Here is a 211-nt window from a genome sequence, read left to right on the forward strand (position 1 = left end):
CCCGGCGATCAACGTGAATGACGCCGTGACGAAGTCGAAGTTCGACAACAAGTACGGCTGCCGGCACTCGCTGATCGACGGCATCAACCGCGCCACCGACGTCCTGATCGGCGGCAAGACCGCCGTGGTGTGCGGTTACGGCGATGTGGGCAAGGGCTGTGCGGAGTCGCTGCGCGGCCAGGGCGCCCGGGTGATCGTCACCGAGGTCGAC

1 pseudogene is annotated in these 211 nt (G+C 66.8%); it reads left to right on the forward strand.

Annotated elements, in window-relative coordinates:
- Positions 1-211, forward strand: a pseudogene (locus IG84_RS38650) (adenosylhomocysteinase); the annotation flags it as partial.

The organism is Streptomyces ochraceiscleroticus, from assembly GCF_000720485.1.
Lineage (GTDB): Bacteria > Actinomycetota > Actinomycetes > Streptomycetales > Streptomycetaceae > Streptomyces > Streptomyces ochraceiscleroticus.